A 25054-nucleotide genomic window follows, 5' to 3' on the forward strand; every position below is an offset into this window, starting at 1 on the left:
CTTGAATATACACTCCTTTGGGATTCGAATGATAAAGCCTCGACACTTCCCATTCTACGTTCTATGATAGGATGAAAACGATAACAGAAATGACCTAAATTCTTATACGATTTCACACTTCCCTGGAGGTGTTACCTTGACAGAACGGAGTGTTCTTTCCATTCCTTCGCCGCCGCTCCCCTACTTCCTTGAATCCGGAAAAACGCATTATATGGCGGGCGAGTCGCATCCCAACCGGAGAAACCTTGGCGTATACGATCTCATTCTGGTTCAGTGCGGCTGCTTGTTCCTGGGCGAGGAGGATATGCAGTGGGCGCTCGGCCCAGGGGATTGCGCTGTACTATTACCGGATGCATACCATTACGCCGTGCAGGGGTGCCAGGAGGAAACCTCCTTTTATTGGCTGCATTTTCAGAGCGCAGCATCAAGCGCAGCCGGCGACGATTCGATCTCACACAACATAAAGCTGCCGAGGCATGGCCCTATTCCTTATCCGGAGCAAGCCTATCAGCTGTTCGATTCCCTGCACCTTCTGGCAACGGAACCGAGGTCCACGGCATTTTGGCGCGAACAAACGCTGTTTATCGAGCTGCTGGAGCTGCTGGACCCATCCAGATCGGATCAGGAACAATCGCGGGTACGCAAAGTCGCGGAGCAGGTGGAGTCCTATATCAAAATGCATTATCGCGAGCCCATCAGCAACGCACGTTTATCGTCCGACTTGCATTTCCACTACAACTATCTGACGCGCTGCATGAAGGAATCGCACGGCGTAACGCCTACGGAATACCTGCTTCAATACCGATTGGACCAGGGCAAGCGGCTATTGCTGACCACCCAGTGGTCCATGGCTCGAATTGCGGAACATGTGGGGTTTCAAAATCCGCCCTATTTCTCTCGCCGCTTCTCCGCACGTTTCGGCCTATCGCCGCTGCAATTCCGAAAGCAGTACACGGAGTAAGAATCGGTATGGAGACTCGGGATGCGCGTTGCCATATTTTTCCTTCAGGATTAGCTGTTGGGATCCGCAGGGGCCTTGTTCGCGGAGCATCGAGCTGAAGATGCGTTGTCCACGCAAAAAGAGACGGCCCCCCCACGGGCCCGTCTCTAATGAATCGATTGCGTAATGTTACGCTTCATCCGGCAGATTAAGCTGCCTGATACGCCGAACTTGTCCGCGATCCAGCCGAATTTTTGGCTAAAAACCCTAGTTGTCCGGCGGCATCATCGCACCTCCGCCATCAATTCATGCCCCATACACCTTGGCATGGCGCTTCCCTCGGCTTTTTTATCCGATAACTTCATCCAGCAGCCGCTCCAGCTCGCCGTAACTCGCCACGGTATGCTGCGGTTGATGCTCCGATTCCGGCCCGACGCTCCGGTGGTTGAACCAAATCACATGCCAGCCTGCAGCCAGTGCGCCAACTACATCATTGCGCCACGAATCGCCGATGTAATAGGAGTCCTCCGGCTCCGTTCCGGTCAGGCGGTTCACATGGTGGAATATCCGCGGATCGGGCTTGTCCCAGCCCACGGCTCCCGATACGAACAGCCGCTCCTCCGGTATGAGGTCACCCAGCTGCATAGCCGCGATTTTGTTCATCTGGTGTTCTGCCGGACCATTGGTGATCAAGCCAACGACATGCCCGGCATCCGTCAATTTCTTAAGAAGCTCCCGGGCGCCTTCAAACATCGTGATGTCATACTGCCGCTCCAGGTAGGTTTGCTGTACCGCCTCTGCCTCCTTGAGAGTCAGCTGTATGCCGAATTCGGCCAACGCGAATTGGAAACGACGCCTGCGCATATCCTCAACCGCTTCCCCGTATGCCGCCGTGCCAGCCCCTCCGAGCTCCACGGACAGCTTGTCGCTGTAATAACGCATCCGGTGATAAGCGGCTTCATACGGAAACGCGCCATCAGGGCGGGCAACCTTCTGAACGGCATCGCGAAAAGGCGCCAGATGGTCATACAATGTATCATCCACATCGAAGAAGATTCCCTTCGGTGATATTGCTGTCTTCATACGCATCCCTCTTCCCCATTCGATCTCTCTATTGTACCCGCACTGGCACCGCCCGGGTCAAGCCTATCTGTTAATAAGTTCCTTTCCTATGATATGATGGAATTAGAGCGGCAGGACATATCAACTGGAACACGCATCCTGACTCGCGGCAGCCAAGACCTCCAATTGTAAGGCCCGATTTATGTACCGGACAAGGAGATGAATAATGATGAACAAGGATATGACCGAAGTGTGGAGTAAGGGTTTCGTTCCCGAGGGCAACCGTGCCAGCAACGTGGACCGTTTCACCGGCTTTGAGGATACCTATGACCAGCATCGCCCCGAAGCTCCCCAGGAAGTTGTCTCCCTGCTGACAGGATATTTGGAGCGCAAGCCCTCCCTCGTTGTCGACTTGGGATGCGGAACGGGACTATCCTCGTTTGCATGGAAAGACGCAGCGGATCAAGTCATCGGCGTTGAGCCGAATGACGATATGCGGGGCAAGGCCATGGCCAAACTGCAGTCGCTGCAGGAAGAGTCTGACGGCAGCCACGGTGTACAGCTTGCCGATATCAGGTTTGTCTCCGGCTATTCGAACCAATTGGCGCTCCCGGATCGGTCTGCGGATATCATTACCTGTTCCCAATCCTTTCACTGGATGGACCCCGCCAGCACGCTGAAGGAGGTTTCCCGCGTTCTGCGTGAGGAAGGGATATTCGCGGTATATGATTGTGATTGGCCGCCGAGCCTGACCTGGAAGGTTGAGCAATCCTACCATGAGCTGATCGAATGGGCAGAGGCCGCCATCGACCGCCATGTGGAGGCACAGGAAAAGGCCTATAAAGGGAATAAGAACGAGCATCTGAAGCATATCCGGGAGAGCGGAGTGTTCCGGTTTTCCAAGGAGATCGTATTCCATCATATAGAGCCGTTCACCGCCGAACGATATACCGGCCTTGCCGTCAGTCAAGGCGGTATCCAGACCGTGTTCAAGCTGAAACAAACGGAATTGAACGATAAAATCGCACAGTTCCATGCGCTGGTCGGGGAGCACTTCCAAGGGCGGACACTACCCGTTATGCTCAGCTACCGTATGCGGCTTGGCATTAAATAAAGCAAGAAGCGCCTTTTCCAACCTTCATCATGCTTATGTGGGAACGTCACCCCGGCTCGCGGGTACGAATCTCATCCGGGGCTACATGGGCAATGGCCTGCATCGTCTCGAATCGGCCGCTTGAGCCGACTTTGCCGGATAGCAGGGTACCGAGAATACCGCCAGCGAAACCAATCGGAATGGACACGATACCCGGATGCTTGAGCGGGAAAATCGCTTCGGCCCGAATCCAGCCGGCCCCGGGATCCATCACGTTAGGCCCCACGGCCATGAGCAGCAAGGAGGATACCAATCCGGCCGCAATGCTCGACATGGCCCCATATGTATTAAATCTCCGCCAAAATAGCGTGAACAGCAGCACCGGCAGATTAGCCGAGGCCGCAACCGCGAATGCAAACGAAACAAGAAATGCCACATTCAGCTTCTGCGCGCCGAGGGCGAGCACAATCGAAGCGGTGCCAACCCCAATGGCCGAAAGCTTGGCCACTCTCATCTGCTGCGCCTCGGTCGCACGTCCTCTGCGGAAAATGCTGCTATAGACGTCATGAGCAAATGCGGAGGAGGCCGTCAGCACAAGCCCCGAGATCACAGCCAATATGGTTGCGAAGGCAACAGCCGATACAAAGGCCATTAAGAATTCGCCACCCAATGCGCTTGCGAGGAGCGGCGCCGCCAGCTCAACCCGCTCCGACAAAACGGACCAATCGACGAAGGCAGCCGCCCCAAAACCAAGAAAAATGGTCATGGCATAAAAGATGCCGATCGTAAACGTTGCGGTTTTTACCGAAGAACGGACCGTACGCGGGTCTTTTACCGTGTAGAAGCGCGCAATAATATGCGGCAGTCCCGCTGTCCCTAGCACCAGCGCCATATTAAACGACAGCATGTCGAGCGGGTGGTCGAACATATTGCCCGCCATCAGAAACCGCTCCTGCAACGGGGTCGCCCGCTTCATGGATTCGAATAAACCAACCAGATCCCAATCGAATCTTGCCAGCACGATGAGACTCACGATAAAAGTGCTGCTGACCAGCAATATGGACTTGACGATCTGCACCCAGGAAGTCGCAAGCATGCCGCCGAACGTGACGTAAATGGTCATTAAGCCTCCGACCAGCACGATGGCGAGCGACGTTTCCAGCCCGAACAGCAAATGGACGAGCCACCCGGCACCGACCAGCTGGGCAATCATGTAGAATACCGTAATCATCATGTTGTTGACGGCAATACATCCTCGCAGCCGTTTCTCGCTGAACCGGACCGCCACCGCATCCGCCATCGTATACCTGCCCAGGTTATGAAGCGGCTCGGCTATGATGTACTGCACGATCACATAGGAGGCAAGAAAGCCGATCGAATAGAAAAAGCCGTCGAAGCCATACACCGCAATGGAGCCCGCGATGCCTAAGAAGGACGCCGCGCTCATATAGTCGCCGGAAATGGCCAAGCCATTTTGCAGCCCGCTCAGACGATTACCCGCCGCATAGAAATCATTCGTGCTCGTTGTCCGCCTTGCAGCATAATACGTAATCATTAACGTGCCGACCACAACCGCCAGAAAAAAAACGATGCCGGACATATTCATTTGCATGCCTCCTTCCACTTCAACCTAAAGTCCTGTTATATCTTTATTTTACGATAAAATGACAAAAAAAGGGCGATCCCGCGTGCTGCCAAGCAGCTGGATGCACCCTTTTTGGTCAAAGAATCGAATCCGGATTACGCGCCCGTATTGGCCTTGACCAGCACTTCGGCATACTTCGCTTCATCCTTGGAAGAGGAAAACAGCGTGCCGATATAAGCTGCCAGAAAGCCAAGCGGAATAGAGATGATGCCCGGATTGCTCATCGGGAAGATCGGATCTCCAATCAAAATTGCTTTGCCGGCCGGATCCCATATATTCGGACTAAGCGCCACAAGAATCACCGTGCTGATCAGCCCAGTCAGCATCCCGGTCACTGCGCCCGTCGTATTAAACCTCTTCCAGAACACCGTGAACAGGATGACCGGCAAATTCGCGCTGGCCGCAACAGCGAAGGCGAGCGAAACAAGGAATGCCACGTTCATCTTCTGGGCGAACAACGCGAGCAGAATGGAGACAACGGATACGCCAATCGATGCGTACCGCGCCATCTTCAGCTGCTCCTTCTCCGACGATTCGCCGCGGCGCACGATTTGGCCGTAGAAATCATGGGCGAAGGCGGATGCCGCGGACAGCACAAGGCCCGTCACCACGGCGAGGATTGTCGCGAACGCAACCGCCGAGATGAGTGCGAACAGGAAGTCGCCGCCAATCGCCTTGGCCAGGAGCGGGGCAGCCATGTTGCCCGCTTTATCGACCTCGGTAATATCCGCCGCTCCTACAAAAGCGGCTGCCCCGAAACCGAGAAAGATCGTCATGACATAGAAGATACCGATAATCCAGGTAGCGTATACCACGGAGCTGCGTGCCGTCTTGGCGTCCTTAACGGTAAAGAATCGGGTCAAAATATGCGGCAGACCTGCCGTGCCGAGTACGAGCGCAAGGTTGAGCGACAGCGTCTCCAGCGGGATTTTGTATTTATTCCCCGGGTTCAGGAATGCCTCCTGCAGCGGCGTGGCCGTCTTCATATGATGGAACATCTGGGTTAGGCTGAAATCGAATTTGGCGAATACGATCAGCGAGATGATGAACGTGCCGGCCATGAGCAGCACGGCTTTCGAAATTTGAACCCAGCTCGTGGCATGCATGCCGCCGAAGACAACATAAATCGTCATGAGCACGCCGACAATCAGAACGGACGTGACATAGTCCAGTCCCAGCAAAAGCTTTATCAGTGCGCCTGCCCCAACCAGCTGCGCGATCATATAGAAGATAGAGATGGAAATCGTATTCAGCGCTGCAACGCCGCGCACTTTCTTGTCGGAGAAACGAGCGGCAATCATATCCGCCACCGTATACTTCCCAAGGTTCCGAAGCGGCTCGGCGACAAGGTACAGCACCACCAGGTAAGCTACAAGGAAACCGATGCTATAGAAGAATCCGTCAAAACCGACTAACGCGATCGAGCCTGCGATGCCAAGGAAGGAGGCAGCAGACATATAGTCGCCGGCAATGGCTGTCCCGTTCTGCCAGCCCTTGAGCCCTCCGCCTGCCGTATAGAAATCGCTGGTGTTGGTTGTTTTCTTGGCAGCGTAATACGTTATGATCAGCGTGAGCAATACAATTCCGCAAAACAACGCGATAGCCATGGTCGATTACGCCCCCATATCCTTTTTAATATCGTCTACCATACGGTCAAACTGGGCCGCCTTGCGGGAGTACAGGATGCACAAGACCCATGTCATGACAAACTGCGCGAAGGCAAATACCCATGCCCACGTGATCGGGCCGATCGCAGGGTGGTTCAACACGTCAGTGTACGAAGTGAGAATCGGCAGCGCAAAGTAAAACAGAAGAAAAAAGACGGTCATCGGAATAATGAACCGTTTCTTGCGGGAGAGCAGCGTTTTGAATTTTTCAGAATGCCATACTTCGGAATAGCTTTTTTCTTCCATTGCCTTTCCCTCCATTAACGATCAGGATTCTATGGCGTCTCCCATGAATGAAAGCGCTTTAGAATGATTATATACAGGAGGATTGCCCGCGACCACAGCTCCTGCGCGAAACGTTCGATTGGGTGCGCGAAAGGGCGGATATGCCGCCTGAACCGGGAGACCATCACCGTCCTTCCGCGCGTCTCCCTATGCATCTCTTAACAGCCGGAACAAATCCCGGGCTGCCTCCCGCGACAAGGGAATCATTGTCCGCTGCTCATCCTTCAGCACAATATTGTAAGCGCCGTTCTGCCAAGGGGACAGCTCCGCGATCCGGTTCACGTTAACCAGGTAACTGCGATGAGGACGAAAGAACGAGTGACCCGCGAGCTTCTCCTCCAGCTCCTGCAGCGTGCTCTTGCTCGTAATCCGCTGGCCTTCCGCCGTCCAGATGCGAATGACCCGTTCCTCGCGCACCGCGTACAGTATCGCCTCGGGATCGACGAGCACATGTTTGTCCCCATCATCGAACAGCAGCTTGCCGCGCATGCTCCGGGGAGCCGCCTCAGTGGAAGGATACGAGGCTGCCTGTGGGGCGACATCATAAGCATCTCGCTTTTGCGGGGCTTGCCGTTCATGAACCCTGCTGCGTATTCGCTGCAGGGTTTCTTTTAATCGCATATGGCTGTAAGGCTTCAGCAGATAATCAATCGCGTTCAGACCAAACGCTTCGACAGCATACTCGTCATAGGCTGTCGTAAACACAATGAAGGGCGAAATCGGGGAGGCTTTCAGCATTCGCGCAGCCTGCAACCCTTCCAGCTCCGGCATATGAACGTCGAGAAAGACGACATCCGGCTGCCGTAATGAAACCAGCTCAAGCAGCTCCCGGCCGTTCGCGGCATGAGGAAGCAGCTCGATATCAGGCTCCTGTTCCAGCAGGTAAGCCAGCTCCTCCCTAGCCAATCGTTCGTCTTCCGCTATCATCGCTTTAATTCGCTTCACGGTACCGGCTCCCTTCCGATAGATTGCAGGGGATGCTGAAGGATATGCTGCATCCGCCCTCTGCAAGATTTTCTACGATGAGTCTGGCCTCCTTGCCAAACATGCTGATTAAACGCTGATTGATATTGTAAATGCCGTTTCCCGTCCCCTCGCTGCCGATGATCGGCTGTTCGCCGAGACTGTCCAGCACCTCAGGCGAGATGCCTGCCCCGTTGTCCCGCAGTTGTACAACCGCCAGATCGCCCGCCCGCTTTAGGGTCAACTGGATGATGCCCCCGCTCGCCTTATCGCGCAAGCCGTGCTTAATGCTGTTCTCCACCAGCATTTGCAGCGTTGCAGGCGGAATCATAAGCTCGCCAAGCACCGGATCCAGCTTGCATTCAAACGTGAACTGATCCTCAAACCGGATTTGAATAATGTCCAGATAGGCATTCAACAGCTCCATTTCCTCACGAATAGTCGTTCTGCGGGAGGCCATCACCTTGACGTTCAAGCGCATGAACGCCCCCAGCTGCATCGTGGCATGTCTTGCCAGCAGCGGATCGCTCCGGATCAACGAATGGATCGCGTTGAGTGTATTGAACAGAAAATGCGGATTGATCTGCGCCTGCAGAAGCTTCAGCTCCGCCTCTTTCATTAGATGGCTCATCTTCTCGTGGGCCGTGGCCCCGAGCTGATAGGAAATGAGCTGCCCAAGCCCTTGGGCCATCACCAGCTCGACGCGCCGAATATCCTGCGGCCGCTTGAAATAGAACTGAATGACGCCCACGATCTCGTGACCCTCGATCATCGGGACAAGAATGGCGGCGCCGAGCGCCGGATGACGAGGCTGAATATCTTCCGCATTCTCTATGATCCGAAGCTCGCCGGTCGCAATGACATTCTTGGTCAAGTCGGATGTGATCTCTTCTCCGGGATCAATGGTACGGCTGGCGGCACCGGCATGGGCCAGGAACCGCTCCGTATCCGTAATGGCAACGGCCGTTGTTTTCAGCTCGCGCAGCAGCAAGGTGGCCACGGCCTGTGCGGTGCGGTACGTCAAGCCCTGCTTCAGATGCGGCAGCGCCGCTTCCGCGATATGGAATGCCTTCTCCGTCTCGTACGCGGCTGCCCGCTCTTCCTCGGTGAGCGCAACGCGCAGCATCGTCGTGAAGATCGCAATCGATATGCTGTTCGTCAGCACCATCGGCAGACCGATCAGGTTGACCAGCTCCACCGCGCGGTCCGGCTCATCCGCACAGATCAAAATAACTCCCATGTGCAGGATCGGGGCGAACATGCCGACGAATAACGCTTTTGCCGGCGAGATCACCCGCTCCTGTGAGAAGAATCGGGCTACGCCCCCGGCCAGGGCGCCCGTAAGCGGTACGGCGATTGCTCCTGCCAGCCCCGTGTAGCCGCCGATATACAGGAGATGGGCTCCTGCCAGCAGCCCGCCCCCGATGCCAACGCGGGGCCCGCCGATCAGCCCGCCAATTACGACGCCGACCAGAGCGGAATGGGCCAGAGCCTGCTCCTCCGTCAACCGCATCAGCCAGAAGGAGGAGCTCGATTCGCCATTCTCCACGACAACGCCTGCGTATGTGCCGAGGATCCCGAAGAGGCCAAACAGACAGGCATAGATGAACATTCGCGTGCCGGACATCTCTTTGCGGTCCAGCAATTGGCGGAACAACGGAATTCTCGTCAGTATAAAAGTCAGGATGAGCAGCATGCCCATCCGTTCGAACAGATGCAGCGTCAACTCCTGCATGGACATCCCTCTTCTTTGATGGACTAGGAATCTTCATCTGACGGTCAGTGTACATAATCGATAGATTGGACGGAAGTGAATGCGGTTTCATTTCATGCAGTAAAGATTATATAGCACAGCGAAGATTTGGACAATTAAAAGGAATAACATGAAACTTATGTAAAAATGTCCACGCAGAGATCATGTTCCTCAAGGCATTCAAAAAAACCGTATCCCCCGCGGTTAGGCGAAGGATACGGCCAGTAAGCAGCTGCAAGCCAAATATTCGAACATGTTCCTCAACCTGATAGGTTAGGTCTCTTTGGAATCGCGAGATTTTACGACGAGCCGGTCGAATTGGGTTTTCCGGCTCTTCTCCGGGTTATCGACCATTTCCGGATAACCTGATTGGTCACCTCCGATAGCAGCAAACCAAGCGCGATGGCGCCTGAAATCATGAACGCTTGCGCCCCCAACTGGATGGCCTGATCGAATTGATTCTGAGCCACATGGCGAAGGGCATTATAGGCAACACCACCCGGTACGAGCGGAATAATCCCGGACACACTGAACACGATAATGGGAGTCTTGTATTTTTTGGCGAAAAAATGGCTGATCATCGTCACGCAAAAAGCCGCAAACACGGTAGCCGTCACCGGCTCAACCATCATGTTCTGCAGCAGGATGTAGAGCAGCCAGCCCACCATGCCCGCAAACCCGCACTGCAGCAGTGCTTTTTTGGGTACGTTAAATAGGATCCCGAAGGCCGCCGAAGCAACAAAACTCGTAATGAGCTGCTGTATATAAAAGGTTGCCACCATCTTCACCTCCACTCACTCATCTCTTAGAATGACAACGTAAACGCAATCCCTGCACCGATGGCAAAAGACGTAACAAATGCCTCCGCGCCTTTGGACATGCCGGATATCAAATGCCCCGCCATCAGATCGCGGATAGCATTCGTGATCAGCAAGCCCGGTACCAGCGGCATCACGGAGCTGATAATGATCGTATCCAGCTGATGGCCTAGTCCGTATCTGACCATCCATACCGAGGTTATGCCGATGACCAGCGCTCCAGAGAATTCGGCGAAGAATCGCACCGGTATGACCCGATGCATGAAGACAAAGCAGGAGAAGCCAAGACCGCCCGCTATGGCCGCCGGTACGAAATCCGGCCAGATGCCGCGAAACATAATGAGAAAGCAGCCGCTTGCGACCGCGGACAGGAGAATCAACAGCCATGTCGGATAAATCGCCTGTTCATGCTCGATTTTCTCAAGCGCCCTGTGCGCCTCTTCAATCGTCAGCTCACCGAGGCTGATGCTCCGAGACACGCTGTTGACCTGATGGATCTTATCGAGATTGGTTGTCCGATCCGAAATACGAATGAGACGCGTTATATGCTGAGGCTCCTCCACCGAGAAGATAATCCCGGTCGGAGTCATATAGCTGTGGCTGTTCTCCACGCCGAAAGCCGCAGCGATCCGCATCATCGTATCCTCGACCCGATAGGTTTCCGCCCCGCTTTGCAGCATGATTTTTCCTGCTAACAAGCAAACCTTGATGATGTCATGCTCCTGCTTCAACAAATCATTCAAAACGGCAATCCTCCTGCTGAACACATTCCGATTCAGAATCTTTGCCTATATTATATTATCATTACCATGATCAAGCATAGGATATGCTTTAAAGCAGCACTGCGGCAGCTGCAATCGTTCCGTACAAAGCCCTCCTCCAGCACAAAAAAGCCCCCCGAATGATCGGGAGGCTTCTCTACGTTGTATCCTCGGATTTCGGATTAATAGGCACCGCGGATGTGCGCGGCTACCTGCTCCTGATAAAAAAGCGCAAGACGCTCTTTCTCCTCCATACTGAACGAAGGCACGTCCAGCGTGCCCAGATTGTCTTCGATCTGGCGGACGTTGCGGAAGCCGGGAATCACGGCGGTGACCTCGGGACAGTCCAAAATCCATCGCATGGATGCACGGGCCATGTCACCTCGGCCCTCGGCAATCCAAGCGAGTTCTCTGGCGAGCTCAACCCCTTTTTCGAACCGCAGGCCGGCAAAGGTCTCGCCCACGTTAAACTGCTCCCCGTTCGCATTGAAATTTCGGTGATCCCCTTCGCTGAAGGTGGTGGTCTCCGTAAATTTCCCGGTTAACAGACCGCTGGCAAGCGGCAAGCGCACCAAAATGCCAACGCCCGACGCTTTGGCTTTCGGGAGCAGCTGGGCCAGCGGTTTTTGGCGGAACAGATTGAAGATAACCTGCAGCGACCTTACGCCAGGTACCCCCAGGCAAAACAAACCTTCCTCCACCGTCTCCACGCTGACGCCGTAATGCCGGATTTTCCCCTCGGCCTGCAGCTTGTCCAGCACTTCAAACACTCGCCCGTCCTTCAACACCTCGAAGGGAGGGCAGTGAACCTGATAGAGATCAATCCGTTCCCGCTGCAGCCGCTTCAGGCTGTTCTCGCAATAACGACGGATCGATGCTTCGGAATAGGTCTGAAGATCGTGAATATCACCCGCTCGGCAAAACTTGGTGGCGACATGCACGGATTCTTCCTTCCCTTTGGTTGCGCGCGCAAGCAAATCCTCGGCATGCCCATCGCCATAGACGTCGGCGGTATCGAAGAAGTTCACACCCTCGCCGATGGCGCGGTCCAATCCCTTCAAGGCTTCCTGATCATCGGTCTGCCCCCATGAGCCTCCGATCGCCCATGTGCCGAAGCTGACCTCGCTAATGTGAAGCTCCGTATTTCCCAATTGTCTGTAATTCATCGACATTATAGCCTCCTCATCCAACTGCCATACTAGTTCACACTACTAGACTAAACGTTAAATCGCTTCCATACAATCCATTTGGGACATTTACTTATTTTTCCGCCGGTTATTGACAATTCATTCCATAGACTCTATAATTACTATCAACATATATCCAACGTTGGATATCCAGTCATGAAATTCTCCTTCAAACATACACCCTAAGGAAGTGACCCAATATGACCAACCTCATCCTGCTCTCATTTCTGCGCCAGCGTCCGATGCACGGCTACGAAATTCAGCAGCTTATTCAGGCCAGCCGTATGGACATATGGACGAATATACTGTCCGGCTCGATCTATTATGCACTTAACAAGATGGAAAGCGACGGTCTGATTGCAGCCACTGCTGAAGAGCGGACCGGTGCGAGACTTCGCAAAATTTACAGTATTACGGATGATGGCGAGAAGTTATTCCAGAAGATGATCCGTGAAACCTTGACGCTTCCTCCCCACACCGTCAAATCCGACTTCTCTCTCGGTTTGGTCTGGATCGAGAGCGTTCCGAAGCAGGAAGCGGTGGAATTGCTGCAGCAGAACCTCAAGCAGGTGGAAGAATCGCTGGCACAATGGCGTTCGGGTAAAGAAATCAAAGGGCAGTACGGCTTATCCAAAATCGCCTTGGCCACCTTCGACAATGCGATCTCGATCCTGGAACAGGACATCGCCTTTCTCAACAAGATCATAACACTCGTTCAAGAATAAGCCTCAGCATCAGCTGCGGCTTTCATTTCCGGTCAATACCCAACATTGGATATATAATATTGGTTAATAAGGAGCGTGAACACGAGATGATGTTACCTACTCTCATTCAAGCGAAGGGTTTAAGAAAAACTTATGGTCAGCGAACGGCCGTACATGATGTGACTCTGGATATACGGGAAGGTGAAGTGCTTGCGATCATCGGGCCGAACGGCTCGGGGAAATCGACGACACTGGACTTGGTGCTGGGCTTGCGCCGGCCCGATATCGGCACGGTCACCTACTGGACCAAGGATCCTGCCCCGCATATCGGGCTCCAGCTGCAATCCACTCCCTTCTTTCCGGGATTTACGGCCCTTGAGAATCTGCGAATGTTCGCTGCTTTCTATGAAAAGCGGCTCAAGGATGCGGTGCTCATCGAGCACCTTAGCAGCTTCGGGCTTACGGATGCTGCCAATACCGATGCGCTTCGTCTCTCGGGGGGCCAGCAGAAACGACTCGCCATTGCCATCGCGCTAGTCCATACACCCAAGCTGCTGTTCCTTGATGAGCCCACCGCAGCATTGGATCCGCGGGCACGCCGGGATATCCGGGAGCTGATCCGTTCCCTGGCAGACAAGGGCACCTCGATCGTTTTCACTTCGCATGACATGGAGGAAGTTCATAAACTCGCTTCCCGGCTGGTGCTCATCTGTGATGGGCGGGTGAAAGCTTCCGGCACGCCGGATGAGCTCCTCAGCTATTACCGAACAGATAGCCTCGAACAACTGTATATCCAACTGACAGATGAACGGGAATAGCGGCCGATTGTAACCAAAACCTAAGGAGGAATATCTATGCGAATTATTATGACCACCATGCTGCGGAGCATGTTCCGCGACACCCATACCCTGGTCTGGAACATCGTGTTTCCCATTGCCATGCTGATCGGATTGGGACTGTATTTCAACGACGCAGCCTATTCTCACCGCCTCCTCGCAGGCGTGCTGACAACCAACATTTTGTTTGGGGCCACGATGGTTACCGCCTTTAACGTCATGGCCCAGCGCAACCGCGGCATCTATAAGCTGCTGCGGGTGACACCTTTTCGCACCGTCTCGTTCATTACCGCAATGACGGGGGCGCGAACCGTGCTGGCACTGCTCGTCAGCGTGTGTGTCATTCTCACGAGTCTATTTATGCTCGGCGTGAAGCTAAGCCTCACTGGGCTCACGCTGATGCTGCTTGTCCTTCTGATCGGCACCGTTTGTTTTACCGCACTCGGTTTTCTTGCAGCCAACCTGTCCAGGGATGAGGGCAATGTCAACATGATCTCGAACCTGATGAGTTTTCCCATGCTGCTGACAAGCGAAGCCTTCTATTCTTTAGAACATGCGCCTGCATGGGTCATCATCCTGGGGAAACTGCAGCCGTTCCACTACCTGGTCGATGCCATGTCCACTGCCGTTTCTCCGCAAGGCAGTGTCTCCGGCATCTGGATGCCCCTTCTGATCCTCGCAGGCTTCACGATCCTTATCCTCGGCGCAGCCGCATGGACCTTCCGCTGGGATGCGGAGCATCCCGCCGGATGGAAGCAGGGAAGTGCGAAGAAAACAGCCTCAATGTAACAGTACACAAAATCCGAAGAGCCTCTTGTATAAAAGACATCTCATGCGGTATACTGAACAACAATATCAACATCAGGCCGATGAAGAGCTTCCAACTCCGAGGCGTTCTCGTCAAGGGGATCCGATCCTTTAACCGATCAGCCATCCCCCTAAGTTAACCGGACCCGCCCGTTACCGCGGAATCAAAGTGGATTGAACACGGACCCGCCTGTTTTCGTGATGAGGTTACGGTTCAATCAATTTGGGTGGCACCGCGAGCGCACAAGCGTCCCTCGTCCCATATGGACTAGGACGCTTTTTTTATTTTTTTAGAAAAAGGAGCGCGGTGATCATGCTAGATATGAAATGGGTCCGGGAAAGCACAGAAAATCAGGAAGAACTGCAGCGAGTAGCTGACCAGAAAGGCATCGCCCTCTCGGTTGCTGAACTTGTCCGGCTGGATGACCAGCGTCGGACGCTGCTCCTGACCGTGGAGGGATTGCGGCAGCGGCGCAATGCCATGTCGCAGGAGATCAGCAAGCTCGTGCGGCAAGGCAAACAGGAAGAAGCCGAGCGGACGAAACAACAGGTCAAGGACATTAATATGGAGCTTGACGAGCAGGAAGCGTTGTACCGGAAGGTCGATGCGGGTTACGCCCAGCTGCTCATCCTTGTGCCCAATATCGTTTCGCCGGATACGCCGGTCGGAGCTTCGGATGAGGACAATGTAGAGATCAGACGTGTTGGCGAGCCGCCCGTGTTGGATTATGAATTCAGGGATCATGTCACGCTCGGCGAACAACACCGGATGATCGACATCCCCCGCGGCGTCAAAACCGCCGGCACGCGCAGCTACTATCTGACCGGCATCGGCGCAGTGCTGCATCGGGCCGTTCAGCAGCTTGCGGTGGATATGCTGGTCGCCAAGGGTTTCACCCTTATGGACGTACCGTTAACCGTAAGGACGGAGGCCATGGAGAATACCGCCTTCTTCCCGCTTGGCCAGGATCAGGCTTTTCAAATTACGGAGCAAGACAAGTGGCTCGTCGGTACCTCGGAAGTGCCGCTCGTATCGTTCTATAGCGGTGAAGTCGTCGATGTGACGCAGCCGATTCGCCTGGCGGCAGCTTCGCTGTGCTTCCGAAGCGAGGTCGGCTCGGGCGGCCGGGACGTCCACGGCCTGTACCGGGTGCATCAGTTCGCCAAGGTGGAACAGGTCGTTCTCTGCGAAGCCAGCGCGGAAACCTCGGAACAGCTTCTACAAGAAATCACGGCCAATGCCGAGGAACTGCTGCAGAAGCTCGAATTGCCTTACCGTGTCGTTGCCGTCTGTACCGGGGATATGTCGCAAAAAACGTACAAGCAATATGACATCGAGACGTGGATGCCAAGCCGTGGGGCTTATGGGGAGACCCACTCGTCGTCGAATCTGCTCGACTTTCAGGCGCGTCGCTCGAACATCCGCTACCGGGACGCGGAAGGCAAGCTGCGCTACTGCCACACCCTGAACAATACGGCCGTGGCTTCGCCGCGAATTCTTATCCCGCTGCTGGAGAACCACCAGCAGGCCGATGGCTCGATTCTCATACCGAAGGCGCTCAGACCTTACATGAACGGGATGGAGCGAATAGAGCCACCAGCCGATGGTGTCATGGAGTAAAGAAAGCTGCAGTACGAATAGGGTGCGATTCTATAGGCTGTCATTCGAGACCATCCATTCGTAGCGACATAGAAAGGCAGCCGGGGACCCGGCTGCCTTTCCTCTTGGTTAGGTTCTATGGTCCGTTACGCTGTCTTTGTACGATAAGAATATCCGCGAACGATGATGGCAATCTTTTTTTACTTAGATAGGCTCGGAAGGCATATATTAGACGGAGGTGTGTCTGGCCTATATGAAGGTTCTTCGATGTATATTTTTCTTTAGATTATCGATGCCCATATGTTTTCAGCGAAGCTGAACCATTCGATAATCGCAAGAAAAATTTCCTCTTGATGCGGTCCGGCTTCTCTGAAGTTATATCGATGTATATTTTTCTTATGGATTAAGTAGGTATATAATGTTCGTTATATAGGGATACCAACTATCGATAAATAGGTTTCATATTTTTCGGCATCCAATCAGACGGTTGTCTTCTCCCTATATAACAACTTACCGTGCAGCGCACGAATAAGGAGGTCATTCCATATGACAGAACCCCATCTTGATCATACAGCGTCCAAAACGCTTCGCGATATCCCTATTTCCATTCTGGATCTCGCCCCGATTACAGCGGGCAGCACCGCTGCACAGTCGCTGCGAAATACGCTCGATCTGGCCCAGCATGCCGAGAAGTGGGGGTATAACCGCTACTGGCTTGCCGAACACCACAATATGCCGGGAATCGCCAGCTCGGCCACTTCGGTCGTCATTGGCCATGTCGCCGGGGGCACGAGCAAGATCCGCGTCGGAGCCGGGGGCATTATGCTGCCGAACCACGCTCCCTTGGTCATAGCCGAGCAGTTCGGCACCCTGGAATCGCTCTATCCCGGCCGGATCGATCTCGGCTTAGGCCGTGCGCCGGGATCGGATCAGCTCACATCCCGGGCGCTTCGCCGCGGCCCCGGCAGCGACGGCCAGGATTTCCCGGACCGCCTCGGCGAGCTGCGGAATTACTTCCAGCCCATCTCGGGCTCATCCATGCGCGTCCGGGCGATTCCCGGGGAAGGACTGCATGTTCCGATCTGGCTGCTCGGCTCCAGCGGTTTCAGTGCGCAGCTGGCAGGACAGCTGGGGCTTCCGTTCTCTTTTGCGAGCCACTTTGCCCCGGATTATCTGATGGCCGCGCTCGACCTGTACCGCACCAGCTTCCGTCCTTCATCCGAGCTGAGCAAGCCTTATGCCATGATCGGCGTGAACGTAATCTGTGCCGATACCGATGAGGAAGCACAGCGCCTGGCTACCTCGCCGTACCAGCAGTTCCTGAATATCATCCGCGGCCGCACCGGCCAGCTGAGTCCGCCGGTGGACAGCATGGATGAGCTATGGAACCTGCAGGAGCAGGCCATCGTGAAGCGCCAGCTCAGCTTCTCTGCCATCGGCAGCCCCGCAACCGTCCGCGCGCAGCTGGAACAGTTCCAGCAGTCAACGAATGCGGACGAAATCATTGTCGCGGCCGCCATCTATGATCATGAGGCGCGCCTGCGTTCTTATGAGCTGCTGGCGGATGTCGTCGGCATCAAATAAATGGTAAACCAAAAAGACCAGTCAAACCCGGTATTCCGGTGCTTGACTGGTCTTTTTTATATATTACAGCGTCAATCCGCCATCAATCGTAACCAGCGAGCCTGTCATGTAGCTGGAGCCTGGGGAAGCCAGGAAAGCAACCACGTTCGCGATTTCATCCGCCTCAGCCGGGCGTCCCATCCGCATGTTGCCCACTTCCTCAGGCACGTAGCCCCCTTCCATGAAGGACTTGGCTACCGCTGCCGTAAGCGGCGTCTGAACGCCGCCCGGACAAATCGCGTTCACGCGAATGCCCTGCTTCACGTATTCCAGCGCTGCTCCCTTCGTCAAGCCCACTACCGCATGCTTGCTTGCCGAATAAGCGGCTGCACTGTGCTCGCTGCGGATACCCGCCGTGGAAGCGGTGTTGACGATATGTCCGCTGCCCTGCTCCTTCATGACTTTCAACACATACTTCATGCCAAGGAAAGCACCCTTGACGTTCACGGACATTTGACGGTCAAATTCGTCCTCGTCGATATCATCCAGCATCGAAAACTTCTGCACGATGCCTGCATTGTTGAAGAAGAAATCGATTCGGCCGTAAGCTTCAACCGCCCTGTTCACGTAGTTCTGGACATCTTCAGTTTTCGTCACGTCCGCTTGCACGAAGATGCCTTCTCCGCCCTGCTCCTTGATCAAACGCAGCGTTTCTTCGCCGGCTTCCTTGTTGAAATCAACGAGCACTACCGTTGCACCGTTCTCTGCCAGTTTCAAGCTGCTGGCTCTGCCAATCCCGCTGGCTGCGCCGGTAATGACAGCGATCTGTTTGTTATCGGACATGAAACAACACTCCCCTTGTTGAAAATATAAAATGAGTTCTAACCGAGTTTGTATCCCTATCGTTTCTGTCTTCTATAGCTTATAAATACAGGTCAATGGAAAGCATGGCTTACTTCGCGAAATATCCGCCGTCAATCGGCAGCTCAACGCCTGTAATATAGGAAGACTCATCCGAAGCAAGGAACAATACGCCACGTGCGATATCTTCCGCTTTGCCCAGGCGTGGAAGCGGAGTCTGGGATTGGAACCACTGCATCATGTGCTCATCCTTGAACAGATCCACCGTCATTGGCGTTTCGATGTAGCCAGGGTGAACCGAATTGCAGCGGATGTTATGCTTCGCAAAGTCCACGGCCGTGGCTTTGGTCAGCATGCGTACCGCGCCTTTGCTTGCCGTGTAAGGACCGGCGCCGCTGCCCCCTGTCAGGCCGGCAATGGAGGAGATGTTGACGATGGAACCGCCGCCGGCTTCGATCATGTGCGGAATGACATATTTCTGACCGAGGAATATGCTCGTAACGTTAATCGACATCGTCTTCTCCCAGCCCTCCACCGTCAAATCCATGAACGGTGTTGCATTGGAGACACCGGCATTGTTGACCAGAATGTCGATCTTGCCGAATTTTTGAACGGTCTCGTCCACGACACGAACCCAGTCTTCCTCGGAAGCTACATTGTGCTTGAATCCGATCGCTTCGCCGCCAAGGGCTTCAATCTCCGCTACGACGTCTTTGATCTTGTCTTCCTGTAGGTCCGTAATCGCAACCTTGGCTCCCTCCTGCACAAACAAAAGAGCGTCAGCTTTACCCATCCCACCTGCTGCACCTGTAATGATTGCTACTTTATTGTCTAATCTCCCCATGGGAAACCCTCCTGAATATTAGTCGTTGGTTTGGCTATCTTCTTTGGACTGCCCGATCTTAAGCTGCAAATGTTCAATCATCTTCTCATATGAAGCGATTAACACATCCATCTCCTGATCCGAGAAATCCGACCATAAGCCTTCATTCAATTCACGGTACTTCGCAATCATCCGGGCTTCAACCTCACGGCCCTGCTCCGTAATCTTAAGATAGACCTGACGCCTGTCCTCGCTTGACGCCACCCGTTCGATATAACCCTTACTGACCAGCTTGTTGCTCAAGTTGGTCACGGCCGACAGCGTAACATTCAAGGCATTGGCAAAATATGAGCTGGTCTGCTGCCCCTCATAAGCCAAAGTCTGAAGCACGTAGTACTGCGGGCCGGTCAAATCATTGTCCAGAATCTTGGCATAGTTCGCCACAAGCGTCATCATCTGACGAGCAACCATGTTAGATAATTGTTCCCTCTTATCCAGTTTCATCACCTCGATGCACAACGAAGTCCTTACAAATATATTACAAATTTAAATAGTTAAAAGCTTTTAACAATATAAATTGTATACCCTTTCACATCGATCGTCAACCACGATAAAATGCCCGATCTGGTTGTTATTCCCACTGTCCTCATCCATAAAAAAACAACATTAAAAAGCTCCCGTGTCGCAATTAGGGAAGACAAAATGCGTTCAAGAACTCGCTTGATCGATCCAAGCAAGGATCCAAGTAAGATAGCGTGTTGTAATCTATAAAAAAAGAGCACCCTCAGGTGCTCTTGAAAGTATATCCATCCTCGTTTCGGCGTATCCTATTCACCCAAAAGGTGATGCCTGTTAAGCCTTACGTTTACCCTGCCGTATCCATCCGTGCATCCAGCGTGAGTTGACGCAGCTGCTCGATCGTCATGCGATCCACGAAGCGGGAGAACTTCTCTTTCTTCTTGCCGTTCTCCTGATAGACGGCGATCAGCTTCAGGATGATCGGAGCCAGTTGATTCGGCGCTAGATCCGTGTGCAGCGGCTTCGCCAGAGCAGCCTTCAACCCTCTCGGCTCTCCACCAACATAGATATCATAGGTATTCCTCATCTTCATCACGGCAATATCTTTCAGCAGCGGTTCGCTGGTGCCAAGCGCGCATCCTGCGTAACCGATCTTTAGCGGATTGGGTACAGGATGATCGGCGATTACTTCATCCAGCATCTTTGCAACATCCAGTCCCGAATCTTCCGCCCCCCGGCAAAAGTTGCAGGTGATCAGGCTCTTGGAGACAAAGCCGGCGGGATGAACCTGAAGTCCGGCAGCCTCCAGCTTCATCTGGGCTTCTTCTACCCGCTCTGCATCCATCTCCACGTAGAGCTGCTTAAAGGTAGTCATCTCAATGCGGGCGTCCTCGCCCACAATGGAGCCCAATACGGCCAGCTGATCCGGGCGGAACAGCGTCCCGCCCACTTCAAATCCGGGTGTCACTGCAAATTTTTGCATGGCCAAATGTCTACACTCCCATCAAGTTACCCAAATATCGTTCTCTTGCTCGGTTACCAATCATACTCTATATAAAGGGTCTGCCAGCATTCGTTATACCTTCATCCGCTGCAGGCGAAGAGCATTCAGCACGACCGATACAGAGCTCAGTGCCATGGCGGCCCCGGCCACCCAAGGTGCCAGAAGCCCGATGGTGGCAATCGGAATGCCAAGCGAGTTATAGCCCAGCGCCCAGAACAGGTTCTGGCGAATGTTGCTCATCGTCTTGCGGCTCATGTAGATGGCGTCCGGAATGCTGTTCAGGTCGCCCTTCATCAGCGTAACGTCTGCGGCTTCCATGGCCACATCCGTACCTGTGCCGATGGCCATGCCGATATCGGCAACCGCAAGGGCCGGCGCATCGTTAATGCCGTCGCCGACCATGGCGACCTTCTTGCCCTGCTGCTGGAGCTTTTTCACTTCATCCGCTTTGCCTTCCGGCAGTACCTCGGCACGCACATGGTCGATGCCAACCTGCTTAGCGATAGCCTGTGCCGTGCGTTCATTGTCCCCGGTAATCATAATGACCTCGATGCCCATTTCTTTCAATCTGGCTACGGCAGCACGGGACGTCTCCTTGATCGTGTCTGCCACAGCCACAAGACCCGCATATTGGCCGTCTACAGCCGTCAGCATAGCAGTCTTGCCCTCGGTTTCAAGCTGCGACATTCTGCCAAGGATCGAATCAACCGGCACATTATGCTGTGCCATCAGCTTGCGTGTGCCTACCAGCACCTCATGTCCTTCCACGCTGGCACGGATGCCGTAGCCTGGAATGGCTTCAAAATGCTCCGCAGCCGGAAGCCGCGTTCCTTTGGCCTCAATCCCGGCAACAATCGCTTCGGCAAGCGGATGCTCGGAGCTCTTCTCAGCCGATCCGACCAGACGAAGGAACAGCTCTTGATCAAAGTTATGAACTTCCACATCGGTTAACTCAGGTTTCCCTTTTGTTACCGTTCCTGTTTTATCCAGAATAATCGTGTTAATTTTATGGGTGGACTCCAGATGCTCCCCGCCCTTGAACAGAACGCCAAGTTCTGCAGCGCGGCCCGACCCGGCCATGATCGAGGTCGGTGTAGCCAGACCCAACGCACACGGACAAGCAATAACCAGAATCGCGATGGCAATTTCTAACGATTGCGCGAAATTACCAGGCGTTACCCAGAAGTACCATACGAGGAAGGCAACAATCGCAATGCCCACCACGATCGGAACGAAGATGCCGGAGATGACATCAGCGACCCGCTGAATCGGCGCTTTGGAGCCTTGTGCTTCCTCAACCACCTTGATAATTTGGGCTAGAGCGGTCTCTTTACCCACTTTCGTCGCTTCAAGCGTCAAGCGCCCGTTCTTGTTTATGGTGGCGCCGATGACGGCGTCGCCCTCTTTTTTCTCAACCGGAATGCTTTCACCTGTCAGCATCGACTCATCTACCGCCGACGTGCCCTCCACAACTTTACCGTCCACCGGGATTTTCTCACCCGGCTTCACCAATACAAGATCACCCACCAAAACCTGTTCCACCGGGATGGTCATCTCCTGACCGTCACGAACGACCAGCGCCGTTTTGGCTTGAAGCCCCATCAGCGTTTTGATAGCCTCCGATGTACGGCCTTTGGCCAGGGATTCGAACAGTTTCCCCATAATGACCAGCGTGATCAGCACCGCACTCGTTTCATAGTACATTTCGGGCCCATGGTGTGCATTTGCTCCGGCAGCGGCCCAATCGATCGTTAAATACAGACTGTAGAAATACGCTGCCGAGGTACCGAGTGCGACCAGAACATCCATATTGGCGCTTTTGTTGCGAAGAGCCTTATAGGCTCCCACATAGAATTGTTTTCCGATAACAAACTGTACCGGCGTGGCCAGAATCAGCTGGAACCAAGGGTTCATGAACAGTTCCGGCATCCAGATCCAGGAGGTGAAGGAGAAATGGCTCACCATGGCCCAGAGCAGCGGCAGCGACAGAATCGCCGACAGGAGCAGCTTCCGCTTTTGCTTGGTGATGGCCTCCTTGCGGTGACCTTCCTGATCAAGCGTCTCCTGTTTTGAAACCGCCTGATACCCGAGCTTCTCCACACGCTGTTGAATATCGCTAAGGCTTACCTCTGCGGGATTGAATTCCACCCGGGCCGTCTCCAGCGCAAAATTGACGTTGGCCTGATTAACACCTGGCATCTTGCTTACCACTTTCTCGATTTTCGTAGCACAGGCGGCGCAGTACATGCCAATCAGCTGCAGGTCCACGGTTTCCTTGGCCGTTCCGTAACCCAGCTTTTCAATTTTCTCTTCCATCTGCTGGACGGAAACCACATTCGGATCAAATGTAACCGACGCTTTTTCCAGCGCAAAATTCACATTCGCTTCCTGGACGCCTTCCATTTTATTTAGACCCTTCTCAATCCGATTCGCACAGGCGGCACATGTCATACCCGTTAACTGCAGCGACGTTTTCTTCTGTTCCATTGTTCCTGCTCCCATCTTCTCCTCACCCCTCTGCATCCTCGTGCCGTTTGATTAAACTACGTTATATCCTTGTTCCTCGATAATTTCTTTGATTTGATCCAAGTTGATTTTGCCTGCGTCATATTTCACGGAGACCGTGCCTGCCTTCAAATCCACATGTCCCTCGATGTTCTCATTCTTTAAAGCTCCTTCAATGGAATTCACGCAATGCATGCAAGACATACCTTCCACTTTTATTGTTACCTGTTCCATGTTCAATCTCTCCTTTGGGTTATGAATTATTTTGAGCAGCCCTTCTAAAAGCGTGCCCGGAATTAGTTTTAAACGGGTTGTTCTCGTTTCTTGATGTTAGTATACCCCCCTACCCTATATTTAGTCAATGGGTTTTCTCATTTTTTTTAAAAATAGCCTCGCTATGATTTAACCGCATAACCATGCGCTGTTCTTCACCCTAAATAAACACTTACTGCCACCTTTAGAAGGTGGCAGCTCCACGGAAACTCATCATAATCAGACCGTCTCCAGCCAGGAATTCCATTATTTCATTAACTTGTTCATGGTTGTCAACAACTCGGTAATAACCTCATCGTCGCCTTCCTGCAGGCGCTCCACCACACAACTCTTCATATGATGCTCAAGCAGCAATTTGCTGACGCCGTTCAAGGCCGACTGAATCGAGGAGATCTGGTTTAATACATCGTCACAGTACGTATCCTTCTCAATTAAGCCTTTCACGCCGCGAATCTGTCCCTCAATTCGGTTCAACCGGCTGACGAGGTTGCTTTTCGTTTTATCGGAATGATGGCTCTTCCGTTCACTGGTTACTGCGCATGCATCATGTACATGTTTCTCGACTGTCATACCCATTCCCCCCCTTGATCACATTGCTTCATCTTAATCTAACCCTAATCTCAGTATATCATATAGCCCCCCACCCTATAAAGCCCAGCTTCTGGAATGAAGTTCATCTCTTTAACAGCATGCCGTTCTGTAGATCCTGGATTTTGCACACAAAGATTATCGCCCTGTCCTGAATTATTTGCCAGAGGACGCGTAATAACTATCCGTAAATAACAGGGTGTCCGCATACCCATTATGAAACATGGATGAAAAAACAAAAATATTCCGCGCCTCTTTTTCTGTTTCGGGCGAATTTTTCTCGAGGAACTTTTCCTTTTTATAGTCATAGAAGTAATACAGGATGTCATCGGGCCGTGATGGCGCATATAACTCCCCATATCGTTCCTTAAACTCGCCAATTTCCATTCCTATTTCAGCACCGCGAGTTGTTTGATAATGACCTTTCGATTCTTCCTCCATTCTGATCGCAACAACGGCATCATCTCTGTAGAACACCGCGATCCCGGACTCGTAATTAAATACACCCCTGGCATGCTCTTGTCCCGTGCCAAGCACTTCTTCAGCCTCCGCGCGATTCATGCCGTAGTATACCTTTTGGCCATTATCTAAACGCACGATCCCCATGTCCTCTTTGGTAAGCTTCTCCGTGGGTCCATCGCCGCCGCTGCAGCCTCCTAAGACCAGCATCAATACTATCAACAAGCAGAAGTATCTAATCATCTACTCCTCCTCTGGAGTTTTCCAGTATTTTACCATATAAAGTGTTGCAAAGGGCACGATTTTTTACCTGGTAAAGAGCATGTCATCAAAAGTACA

Annotated in this window: 24 protein-coding genes; 7 read left to right on the top strand and 17 right to left on the bottom strand. The window is 53.3% G+C overall.

All coding sequences use genetic code 11. From position 1 onward, the window contains the following. The first annotated feature begins 136 nt into the window (after positions 1 to 136). Complete coding sequence (locus DP091_RS07845; RefSeq protein WP_113057806.1) at positions 137 to 961, top strand: helix-turn-helix transcriptional regulator; 825 nt, start codon at positions 137 to 139, stop codon at positions 959 to 961. 327 nt (positions 962 to 1288) lie between these two features. Here DP091_RS07845 and DP091_RS07855 read toward each other — a convergent pair whose 3' ends face one another. Then, a complete protein-coding gene (locus DP091_RS07855; protein ID WP_113057807.1) occupies positions 1289 to 2029 on the bottom strand; it encodes an HAD family hydrolase in 741 nt (246 codons plus the stop codon). A 202-nt stretch (positions 2030 to 2231) separates the two neighbouring features. Here DP091_RS07855 and DP091_RS07860 point away from each other — a divergent pair, with 202 nt between their 5' ends. Beyond that, positions 2232 to 3116 (top strand): class I SAM-dependent methyltransferase, encoded by an 885-nt coding sequence (locus DP091_RS07860; RefSeq protein ID WP_113057995.1) that lies wholly within the window; start codon positions 2232 to 2234, stop codon positions 3114 to 3116. Positions 3117 to 3162: 46 nt separating this feature from the next. On the opposite strand, the gene DP091_RS07865 is transcribed toward DP091_RS07860, so the two are convergent. From DP091_RS07865 to DP091_RS07900, 8 genes are all read right to left on the bottom strand, one after another. Next, a complete protein-coding gene (locus tag DP091_RS07865) occupies positions 3163 to 4701 on the bottom strand; it encodes a solute symporter family protein (RefSeq protein ID WP_113057808.1) in 1539 nt (512 codons plus the stop codon). 134 nt (positions 4702 to 4835) lie between these two features. Continuing rightward, entirely contained in the window at positions 4836 to 6347 is a 1512-nt protein-coding gene (locus DP091_RS07870) for a solute symporter family protein (protein WP_113057809.1), read from the bottom strand. A gap of 6 nt (positions 6348 to 6353) precedes the next feature. After that, a complete protein-coding gene (locus tag DP091_RS07875; RefSeq protein ID WP_113057810.1) occupies positions 6354 to 6653 on the bottom strand; it encodes a DUF485 domain-containing protein in 300 nt (99 codons plus the stop codon). 186 nt (positions 6654 to 6839) lie between these two features. Continuing rightward, on the bottom strand, positions 6840 to 7637 hold the full coding sequence (locus DP091_RS07880) for a LytR/AlgR family response regulator transcription factor (RefSeq protein ID WP_113057811.1): 798 nt from the start codon (positions 7635 to 7637) through the stop codon (positions 6840 to 6842). Further along, on the bottom strand, positions 7624 to 9390 hold the full coding sequence (locus tag DP091_RS07885) for a LytS/YhcK type 5TM receptor domain-containing protein (RefSeq protein WP_113057812.1): 1767 nt from the start codon (positions 9388 to 9390) through the stop codon (positions 7624 to 7626). Before DP091_RS07885 ends, DP091_RS07880 begins: the two co-directional genes overlap by 14 nt. A gap of 317 nt (positions 9391 to 9707) precedes the next feature. Then, positions 9708 to 10190 (bottom strand): threonine/serine exporter family protein, encoded by a 483-nt coding sequence (locus DP091_RS07890; RefSeq protein WP_113057813.1) that lies wholly within the window; start codon positions 10188 to 10190, stop codon positions 9708 to 9710. Positions 10191 to 10213: 23 nt separating this feature from the next. After that, the gene (locus DP091_RS07895) at positions 10214 to 10969 is read right to left on the bottom strand and encodes a threonine/serine exporter family protein (RefSeq protein ID WP_113057814.1); all 756 of its coding nucleotides are present in this window, start codon (positions 10967 to 10969) and stop codon (positions 10214 to 10216) included. 200 nt (positions 10970 to 11169) lie between these two features. Next, positions 11170 to 12153 (bottom strand): aldo/keto reductase, encoded by a 984-nt coding sequence (locus DP091_RS07900; RefSeq protein WP_113057996.1) that lies wholly within the window; start codon positions 12151 to 12153, stop codon positions 11170 to 11172. A 221-nt stretch (positions 12154 to 12374) separates the two neighbouring features. On the opposite strand from DP091_RS07900, the gene DP091_RS07905 reads away from it, so the two are divergent. The 5 genes from DP091_RS07905 (at position 12375) to DP091_RS07925 (ending at position 17705) form a co-directional block, all read left to right on the top strand. Then, positions 12375 to 12899, top strand: coding sequence for a PadR family transcriptional regulator (locus tag DP091_RS07905; RefSeq protein WP_113057815.1), 525 nt, complete (start codon positions 12375 to 12377; stop codon positions 12897 to 12899). An 86-nt stretch (positions 12900 to 12985) separates the two neighbouring features. Next, complete coding sequence (locus tag DP091_RS07910) at positions 12986 to 13696, top strand: ABC transporter ATP-binding protein (protein WP_113057816.1); 711 nt, start codon at positions 12986 to 12988, stop codon at positions 13694 to 13696. A gap of 36 nt (positions 13697 to 13732) precedes the next feature. Then, a complete protein-coding gene (locus DP091_RS07915) occupies positions 13733 to 14503 on the top strand; it encodes an ABC transporter permease (protein ID WP_113057817.1) in 771 nt (256 codons plus the stop codon). 331 nt (positions 14504 to 14834) lie between these two features. Continuing rightward, a complete protein-coding gene (serS, locus tag DP091_RS07920; RefSeq protein WP_113057818.1) occupies positions 14835 to 16142 on the top strand; it encodes a serine--tRNA ligase in 1308 nt (435 codons plus the stop codon). Positions 16143 to 16667: 525 nt separating this feature from the next. Continuing rightward, positions 16668 to 17705: an LLM class flavin-dependent oxidoreductase gene (locus DP091_RS07925; RefSeq protein WP_113057819.1), complete on the top strand. Its 1038-nt coding sequence runs from the start codon at positions 16668 to 16670 to the stop codon at positions 17703 to 17705. Positions 17706 to 17768: 63 nt separating this feature from the next. On the opposite strand, the gene DP091_RS07930 is transcribed toward DP091_RS07925, so the two are convergent. From DP091_RS07930 to DP091_RS07965, 8 genes are all read right to left on the bottom strand, one after another. After that, entirely contained in the window at positions 17769 to 18527 is a 759-nt protein-coding gene (locus DP091_RS07930) for an SDR family NAD(P)-dependent oxidoreductase (protein ID WP_113057820.1), read from the bottom strand. Positions 18528 to 18636: 109 nt separating this feature from the next. Then, positions 18637 to 19389 (bottom strand): SDR family NAD(P)-dependent oxidoreductase, encoded by a 753-nt coding sequence (locus DP091_RS07935; protein ID WP_113057821.1) that lies wholly within the window; start codon positions 19387 to 19389, stop codon positions 18637 to 18639. Positions 19390 to 19407: 18 nt separating this feature from the next. After that, positions 19408 to 19872, bottom strand: a complete 465-nt coding sequence (locus tag DP091_RS07940; protein ID WP_253300754.1) for a MarR family winged helix-turn-helix transcriptional regulator — start codon at positions 19870 to 19872, stop codon at positions 19408 to 19410. A 361-nt stretch (positions 19873 to 20233) separates the two neighbouring features. Further along, a complete protein-coding gene (locus tag DP091_RS07945) occupies positions 20234 to 20875 on the bottom strand; it encodes an NAD(P)/FAD-dependent oxidoreductase (protein ID WP_113057823.1) in 642 nt (213 codons plus the stop codon). An 87-nt stretch (positions 20876 to 20962) separates the two neighbouring features. Beyond that, positions 20963 to 23392, bottom strand: a complete 2430-nt coding sequence (locus tag DP091_RS07950) for a heavy metal translocating P-type ATPase (protein WP_113057824.1) — start codon at positions 23390 to 23392, stop codon at positions 20963 to 20965. A gap of 36 nt (positions 23393 to 23428) precedes the next feature. Continuing rightward, positions 23429 to 23629 carry a cation transporter gene (locus DP091_RS07955; protein ID WP_113057825.1) on the bottom strand — a complete coding sequence of 67 codons (201 nt, stop codon included), beginning with the start codon at positions 23627 to 23629 and terminating at the stop codon, positions 23429 to 23431. 285 nt (positions 23630 to 23914) lie between these two features. Then, complete coding sequence (locus DP091_RS07960; protein WP_071218722.1) at positions 23915 to 24238, bottom strand: metal-sensitive transcriptional regulator; 324 nt, start codon at positions 24236 to 24238, stop codon at positions 23915 to 23917. A gap of 174 nt (positions 24239 to 24412) precedes the next feature. Beyond that, complete coding sequence (locus DP091_RS07965; RefSeq protein ID WP_113057826.1) at positions 24413 to 24958, bottom strand: hypothetical protein; 546 nt, start codon at positions 24956 to 24958, stop codon at positions 24413 to 24415. Positions 24959 to 25054: the final 96 nt, after the last annotated feature.

Origin of the sequence: Paenibacillus sp. MDMC362 (assembly GCF_003269305.1) — a bacterium.
In the GTDB taxonomy this organism is placed as follows: Bacteria; Bacillota; Bacilli; order Paenibacillales; family Paenibacillaceae; genus Paenibacillus_AQ.